At 67.3% G+C, this 7,602-nt stretch carries 7 protein-coding genes; 5 read left to right on the forward strand and 2 right to left on the reverse strand.

Annotated elements, in window-relative coordinates:
- The 5 genes from EHS43_RS31900 to EHS43_RS31920 form a co-directional block, all read left to right on the forward strand.
- A partial coding sequence (locus EHS43_RS31900) for a cytochrome P450 (RefSeq protein WP_312023455.1) occupies positions 1-1,270 on the forward strand: 1,270 nt, incomplete at its 5' end.
- Positions 1,267-1,941 carry a hypothetical protein gene (locus tag EHS43_RS31905; protein ID WP_125194160.1) on the forward strand — a complete coding sequence of 225 codons (675 nt, stop codon included), beginning with the start codon at positions 1,267-1,269 and terminating at the stop codon, positions 1,939-1,941. The genes EHS43_RS31900 and EHS43_RS31905, both read left to right, overlap by 4 nt.
- Before the next feature lie 269 nt (positions 1,942-2,210).
- Positions 2,211-3,068 (forward strand): GntR family transcriptional regulator, encoded by an 858-nt coding sequence (locus EHS43_RS31910; RefSeq protein WP_312023456.1) that lies wholly within the window; start codon positions 2,211-2,213, stop codon positions 3,066-3,068.
- Between the two features lie 226 nt (positions 3,069-3,294).
- A complete protein-coding gene (locus EHS43_RS31915) occupies positions 3,295-3,651 on the forward strand; it encodes a hypothetical protein (protein WP_125194162.1) in 357 nt (118 codons plus the stop codon).
- A 295-nt stretch (positions 3,652-3,946) separates the two neighbouring features.
- The gene (locus EHS43_RS31920; RefSeq protein ID WP_260470804.1) at positions 3,947-5,740 is read left to right on the forward strand and encodes an acyl-CoA dehydrogenase; all 1,794 of its coding nucleotides are present in this window, start codon (positions 3,947-3,949) and stop codon (positions 5,738-5,740) included.
- A gap of 36 nt (positions 5,741-5,776) precedes the next feature.
- Here the strand turns inward: EHS43_RS31920 and EHS43_RS31925 are convergent, their stop codons facing one another.
- Together EHS43_RS31925 and EHS43_RS31930 are read right to left on the reverse strand one after the other, a co-directional pair.
- Entirely contained in the window at positions 5,777-6,421 is a 645-nt protein-coding gene (locus tag EHS43_RS31925) for a hypothetical protein (RefSeq protein WP_125194164.1), read from the reverse strand.
- 38 nt (positions 6,422-6,459) lie between these two features.
- Positions 6,460-7,236, reverse strand: a complete 777-nt coding sequence (locus EHS43_RS31930; protein ID WP_125194165.1) for a sulfotransferase — start codon at positions 7,234-7,236, stop codon at positions 6,460-6,462.
- Between the last annotated feature and the right edge of the window lie 366 nt (positions 7,237-7,602).

A 7,602-nucleotide genomic window follows, 5' to 3' on the forward strand; every position in this document is an offset into this window, starting at 1 on the left:
CAGCATGACCACCCCCAACACCCCCGCCACGCCGACCGCGTCCGATCGCTGGCACTACCTTCTCGACGCCACCGGCCGCGACCTCCACGCCGAGGCGAAGGCGTTGCGCCAGGCCGGGCCCGCCGCCCGCGTGATACTGCCCGGCGGCATACCCGCCTGGTCGGTCACCGACCCCGGCCTCATCCGACGCCTGCTCACCCACCCCCTCATCTCCAAGGACGCCTACCAGCACTGGCCGGCCTACTACCGCAACGAGATCCCGGCGGACTGGCCGCTGCGGATCTGGGTCGACGTCCGCAATGCTTTGACCGCGTACGGAGAGGAGCACCTGCGGCTGCGCCGTCCCCTGGCATCCGCGTTCAGCCCCCGACGCGTGCGTGCCCTCGCCCCGCAGATCAGCGCGATCACCAGCACCCTCCTCGACGAACTGTCCATCACCGGTTCGGACGAAGAGGTCGACCTGCGGGCCCGGTTCGCCTGGCGGCTGCCCCTCCAGTCGGTGAACCTCATCCTGGGCGTGCCCGACGAACTCCACGACGAGGCCCGCGACGTGGTCGCCCCCCTGTTCATCACCACGGCCAGCCCTCAAGAGGGCCAAGCGGTGATCGAGCGCCTCTACGAACTGATCGCCAAGCTGATCGGCTACAAGCGCCGCAACCCCGCCGACGACATCACCTCGAAGCTCATCGCTGCATGCGACGCCGGAGAAATCAACGAGCAGGAACTGGCCGACAGCTTCGTCCTGCTGATCGGCGCCGGCCACGAGACGACGGTGAACGCGATCGACCACGCCGTCGTCAACCTGATCACGCACCCCGAGCAGCTGAAGCTCGCCATGAGCGGGACCGTCCCGTGGTCGCAAGTCGTCGACGAGTGCCTGCGCCACCAGGCTCCCGTCGCCACCGTGATCCTCAGGTTCGCCGTCCAGGACGTCCACGACGCCGACACGGGTATCACCTTCGCCCGCGGAGACGCCCTCGCTGTGAACTACGGGGCGGCCGGACGGGCCCCGGACGTCCACGGCGACACCGCCGACCAGTTCGACATCACCCGGACCACCACCCGCGAGCATCTCGCGTTCGGTCACGGCGCCCACCTGTGCGTGGGCGCGGAGATCGCCCGCATCGAGATCCGGACCGCGCTGGAGCAGCTGTTCACCCGCTTCCCCGGGGTACGCCTGACCGTTGACCCCGACCAGCTGGAGCCGCTGCCCAGCATCATCACCAACGGCCACACCCGACTTCCCGTCGTTCTCGGCCCGGCCGCATGAACGGGGAACACACAGCGCTCCACGACCGCCTCGACACGGCGTTCCGGCAGGCCGGAGTCGAAGCCAACGTCCAGGCCGGCCCCGCACAGGTCGCGGTGTCGGTGACCCTCTACTCCCGCCTGCCCGCATTCGCCCACACCGCCGAGGCGGCCACAGCCTGGATGTGCGACAACGGCATCGACGGCGAGGCCCGGCTCGACCCGGAGACCTTCCACATCGTCATCGCCCTGCGCACCGAGCCCGCAGTCGACCGTTTCACCGACCTGCTGCTCACGCCCCACATTCAGACCCGAACGGCGGCTATCTCGCTGGCCGAAGCCCTCGGCGCGCACACCCTGTTCACCAGCGTTCACACCGACCTGGCAACCCACACGATCAAGGTGGAACTGAACGACAACGCCGACGTTCTCACGGCCGTCACGGTAGCCGGACTGCTCGGGGCACCCGGCCTGGACCGGGGCCTCGACCTGACCCGCACCAAGCAGTTGCACCGTCTCGCCGAGCGCCTGTCCTGGCTCGTCACTGGCGTCACCGGCTCATTCGCGTATGCGGAAACCGTCCCCGGATGCGCGCACGACCCCGACCAGATCACCCTCATCCTGAATTCCGACCAGGTCCTGCGGCTTGTCGACCGCATTCGCACAGGCCCCCTGTCGGAGATCCGCACCTAGCCGCCCAGCCCCCGGACGCGGCAGTCCACGAGCCTGCCGCGCACGGGTTCCCCGCCTTGTCGCCGGGCCCTGCTCAGCCCGGCGGCAAGGCATCCCGACATCAGACGACGCGAGAACGGAACGTGAGCTACCCAACCGCATCCCAGCGGGCAGCGTCGGAGCGCATCGACCATGCCCTGCGTACCCGAATCGCCGATGGAACCTGGCCACCAGGCCACCGCTTCACCTGGCCCGAAGTGATAGCCGAGTTCTTAGTTTCTCCCAGGGACGTGACCTTCGTCCTCTCTCCGGTCCTGCGCAAATTGCGCCGCGACGGGCTGATCGAAGCCCGCCCCCAGGTCGGATCCCGGGTCACCATTCCCGGGAGAACCTGGAGCCCACCCCCCGGGTACGAAGACCTCCCCCACGACCAGTACATCGAGATCACGCTCCGCGAGCGTCTCCGCGACGCGTTGAAGGACGAAGGAGGGTACCGGCCGGGTGGACCGTTCACCCCCAGCCGCGACCTCGCCGAGGAGTTCGGCGTATCGCAGTCCACGGTCCGCAAAGCGACCGCAGCGCTGAAAGAGCAAGGCCTCTTGGTCACGACCCGCAACAACCGCACCTATGTGGCGGCCGATCTGGCCCGATTCTCCGAAGCCGAACTGCTGCGCCCACCCGCGCGGCGCAGGCCCGGGTCGTCGAAGCTGGATGCCTTTGGTGAAGCACGCACCCTCGCCGAATGGGCGCGGGACCCCCGCTGCGTGGTCCCTTACACCACGCTGTACAGCAGATATGAGAAAGGCTGGTCTCTCGAACAGGCGCTGACCAAGCCTCTGTCGCTGACCGCCTCTCGCCGGACGAAACCGCCGGCGCACGAAACCCCCGTGCCACCGGACGCCTACACCGTCGCGCGGGAGTTCATCCTGGCCTGCATATCGGACGGAACCTATCCGCCAGGCACCGTCATCGCGGCCCCCGACATTGCGGCCCGGACAGGGACCTCCGAAGCGGACGTCGTAGAGGCCTTGGACGACTTGCACGACGTACGCATGGTCAGCCACCACCCGCGCGCCGGATATTTCGCACCTGTACGCCCCGACATGACCCCCTCCACACGCCCTGCTCTCGCATCAGGAGACGCATGACCGTCTGGATCGTCCTCGTGGTTTGGATCCTCGTTCCTGCCATCGTGAGCTGTCTCGTGGCGCTGTGGTCGAGCCGCGTCGTGGCTGAGCTGTTCACGGAGGCCTTCACCCTCACGGCCCACAGACTCGACCAGGCGGCGCAGGGCAAGCCCGTCGCCCCTCAGACGCCCTGTTCTACGGTCAGGGCCGGAGGCCGTCACAGCTCCCGGCCAGCCAGGAAACAGCGGTGAACAACCTTCCCAGCGAGCGCGAAGAGCGCGACAAGCAGATCGCTGGCTTACTACGCGACGGCCTGTCCATTGAGGAGATCAAGCGGCGCCTGCACACCAGCTACCGGGCCGTCGCCCGCGTCCGGGACACGCAGCGCATTCCCGTGCCCGACCACCGCACCCGGCGTTCGCGTGCCGAACTCACCAAGGCCGGTGCGACGCAGCGCGCGGTATACGCCGAACTCCGGGTGAGTCCCAACACCCAGACCCAGCTGCGCAAGAAGCACCGGATTCCCGTCCCGCGCAGGCTCTCCAAGACCTCATCCCAGGAAGAGCCCGACGCCGTGCATGGCCTGGCAGAACCTCCTGCGTAGGACCCGGGGGCCGGAGGGCAGTCCCGTGCTTCTGACCTTCTTCGACGGCGGTCAGATGCAGACTCGGCTGACCGTCGGCTCCCGGTTCCTGAAACCATGACCGGCCAGCAACTGCGTAAGGGGCGTCATCCCCGCAGCAGACCCAGTACGCTGCTACGCAGGCGCCCCAACTCCCATTACTTAGCGCAGCGTTAAACGGGTATCTACCACGAATTGCTCCGCTCGAATCGTGGTGATGATCATGATGTGGCTGGCAGGTCCTGGCGACTAGGTTGCCCCTGTGACCGTTTCTCCTTTGTCTGAAGCCCCCGACTCCCTGGCCTCACTCAGACATGCCCTCTTCGGTCCCCGCGCCGATCAGCTCCACGGGCCCTGGAAGGATCTGTTCGGCTCCTCCGTCTTCTCCTTCCAGGAAGGGCTGACGCACCAGGCACGCGTACAGCTGTCCTACCAGCGGCTTCGTATCGTGAACGAAACGGTCGCCGACCCGAGTGCCCTGGTCGGCGACGCCAGTGCACTGTCCGCCCTGCACGAATGGGTGGGATCTGCTGACGCCGGCACAGGGACCATCGCCAGCATCCACTTCAACCTCTTCCTGGGGAGCTTGCTGGATCACGACCACGGCGACCGCGACCTGGGCCCGTACTTCCGAATGGAGCGGATCGGCACGTTCTTGTGCACCGAGCAGGCGCACGGCAACGACGCTGCTCAGATGGAGACGACCGCGACCTTCGACCGGACCACGGGCGGCTTCGTACTCACCACGCCGACGCGTGGGGCGCGCAAGTGGATGCCCAACACGTCTACGGCGGGAGGTCCCAAGGACGCCCTGGTGGCAGCACGGCTGATGATCGACGGACAGAACGAGGGGGTTTTCCTGTTCCTGACCCCGTTGACCGACGCGCAGGGGCGTCATCGGCCGGGCGTCGAGGTGGAGCTGCTGCCCGAAACGGCCAGCAGCCCGGTCGATCACTGCGCCACCTCCTTCCACGGGGTCCCCCTGCCGTACGAGGCGCTACTGCAGGGCGACCACGGCCGGCTCAGCGCCGACGGCACGTTCACCAGCACCCTCGGCAGCCCCCGCAAACGGTTCCTGCGCTCCATCGGCCGCGTCACGGTGGGCAAGTTGTGCATGAGCGCCTCCAGCCTGGGGGTCACCCGGCACGCCCTGACTGTTGCCGTGCGCCACGGCCACCAGCGGATCACTTCCGGGATGACCCGGAAGCAGAGAGTTCCGTTGATGGCCCACCGCAGCCACCACGGGCCACTGATCGCCGCCGTGGCCACCACGTACGCGGCCACGTTGCTGCACCGGGCCACAGTTGCGCGCTGGACTCGGGCCGAGGAGCAGGAGCGCCCCGATGCCGAGCGCCTGGTGGCCATGGCCAAGGGATGGATCACTTGGCAGGCGAGGCAGGTCATGACGGAGTGCCGGGAGCGGTGCGGGGGACAGGGCCTGGTCCTGGCGAACGGGATAGCCGGCCAGCTGGCTGCCAACGAAGGCACCATCACCGCTGAGGGGGACAACCTCGTCATCTGGGTCAAGGCCGCGGGGGAGATGCTGATGGGCGGCTTCACCCCGCAACCGCACGACGCGACGGATCCCGGCGACCGGACACTGACGGACCCAGCGCACTTGAACCACCTGCTGGCGGACCTGGAGCGCATTCGTCACGAAGGGGCCCGCCAACGGCTGCGTGCCCGACGGGTCGGCTCGCCCATGGACCGGTGGAACGGCACCTCCCGCACAGCACTGGCCCTGGTCGACGCCCACGTAAACCGGCTGGCCGCGCAGGAACTCCTCAACGCGGCCGAGCAGGCCGCCGACCCGCAGGCAAGCCTGCTTCTGCACGACCTGCACCGGCTGTTCGCCCTGCGCTACTTGGCCGCGCACAGCGGAGAACTGCTCGCGCACGAGCGGCTGACCGCGGAGCAGGTCCGTGCGCTGCCGGATGCGGTGGAGGACGCTGTCGGTGCCCTGGCTCCCCACGCTCTGATGCTCACGGAGGCCTTCGCCGTGCCCGGCGAGCTCTTGGAGGACCATCCGATGCTGCGCCTCGACCGGCCCGCTTGCCTCGTCCCGGCATGACCTTTAGTGCGTCGGATGTGTGTCGCGGGCCGCTGGTCAGGCGTACATCCGGCCGTGCTGGAGGTGGGCGAAGCTGTCCCCGGCGCTCAGCACGGCCACCATGTCCATGCACAGCTTCTGATAGGAGTCGTACTCCTCGCCGTTGAGGGTGATGCCGACGGCCGGCGCCTGCGGCCCAGTGGGCGTGGCCCGCTTGAGGGACTCGACCAGGCTGTAGGAGGCCTTGAGTTCGAGGACCTCCACCACCCTGCGATAGCCGTCGAGAAGACGCTTGCGTTGATTGTCCGAGGTGCGTTGTACAGCGTCGAGGGCGTTCGCCAGCGGGCCGTAGCCTGCCTGCTCCGCTCCGGCCAGCATGGTGTAGCAGTCCCGGAGGTTCTGCAGGTGTGCGGGACTCATCTCCACGGCGTACAGGCTGGTCAGCTGCTTTCCCTTGGGGCTGTGCAGCACGTACCCGGCCGACCGCGGTGGCGCCCCGTCGTCGGGGAGTTTCTCCCACTTGAGCACGGCAGGCAGTCTCTGATGGATCGCACGCCATGCGTTGGAGGCGTCACGGATGAGCTCGGCCTGATCCAGGTAGAGCTCCATCAAGGTGTAGTCACGCAGGCTGGTCAGCAGAGGGTTCTCGATCTCGGTGAATCGGACCAGGAATTCCATGTCGTCCGGTAACAGCACGTGCATCGGTCGGTCTCCTCCCATCGGCGGCGTGCTGCGGCGTGCTAGGTGGTGGCCTCGAACAAGAGGGTCCAGACGCTGAGACCGGCCGGAGTGTGAGACGCCATGAACCGCGCCGTACCCAGGCCTCGCGTCCGGTGGTGCAACGGGAATTGCTGGTTGTCCAGGCCGACGCGCGACTCGGTGAGCTGCTGAAGACGCGGATCACGCTCCATGTCCGCACAGATCCTCTGCACTCCACGGTCATCGGGGTAGCGGTGTTGGGCCAGCCGCAGCTCTGTCACGAGGCACGCGATCCACTTCTCCCGGTCGACGAGGGCTTCGCGCGCCTCCTCGGACCACAAGGCCCAGCGCCAGAGGTTCGTCGGCGGCCGGCCCGTCGCGAACAGCTGCGTGAACGGGTCGTTCGCGGCCACCACATGCCCGTCAGGCATGAGTGCGCATGCCATCTCGCTCTGCCCGGCGAGCACCTGCCGCCAGTGCGGCGACGGCTGTTCTACCGGCAGGACCGGTTCGGCCCCGTACAGATCCAGGTAGGCGATGCGCAGGTGGTAGGGGCTGAACTTGAGGAGCTCGGTGATGCGCAGGAAAAGCTCGGGCTGGGGCCGGAAGTCGTTGTTCTCGACCTTCGCGTAGACGCCGGCTCCGCCGCCGAGGAGAACATCCACGTCGACCTGCCGCAGGCCAGGGGACCGCGGTCCGCCCCGTCTGCTCACCAACGGAGGCAGCCCGGCATCCGGCCGCGTCATCTTGCCGCGGTAGTACCGCAGCAGCCACTGCCACACATGCTCGTAGTCGTGCTCGGGCCTTCGGCTCCTCACTCGCTTCTCCCGTGCTGTGGAGCGTTCTTGCAACATTCGTTCGCAGTCACACTGCGCCCGGAGTGCGGGTCGTTGCTAATCGGCTCACCGGCCTTGACGATGAACGCAAATCAAATCATGTGAGCCACCCAATTTGGAACGGCGTCACAGGCATCAGCTCGCGCACGTTTCCCCCTTGGGTGCAATTGCAAAGATGATTCCTTTTAGTACGGACGCCCCTTCTGTTCGAGTTGCACGGAACAGGAGAGGGCCGCATCTAAGTCACTCTGTGTAACAAAGTCAGGAGCCCGCTGCGTGCCCGTCATCGAAAATCCGGAAGGTGCCGACATCACCTCCGCCACCCCAGCAGCGCTCAGGATCCCCACC

The sequence above is a fragment of the Streptomyces sp. RP5T genome, assembly GCF_003933965.1.
GTDB lineage: Bacteria > Actinomycetota > Actinomycetes > Streptomycetales > Streptomycetaceae > Streptomyces.

Excerpts from the sequence above, each read along its gene's own strand:
- EHS43_RS31905 (WP_125194160.1), top strand. The coding sequence starts at position 1,267 with ATGAACGGGGAACACACAGCGCTCCACGACCGCCTCGACACGGCGTTC.
- EHS43_RS31925 (WP_125194164.1), bottom strand. The coding sequence starts at position 6,421 with ATGCACGTGCTGTTACCGGACGACATGGAATTCCTGGTCCGATTCACC.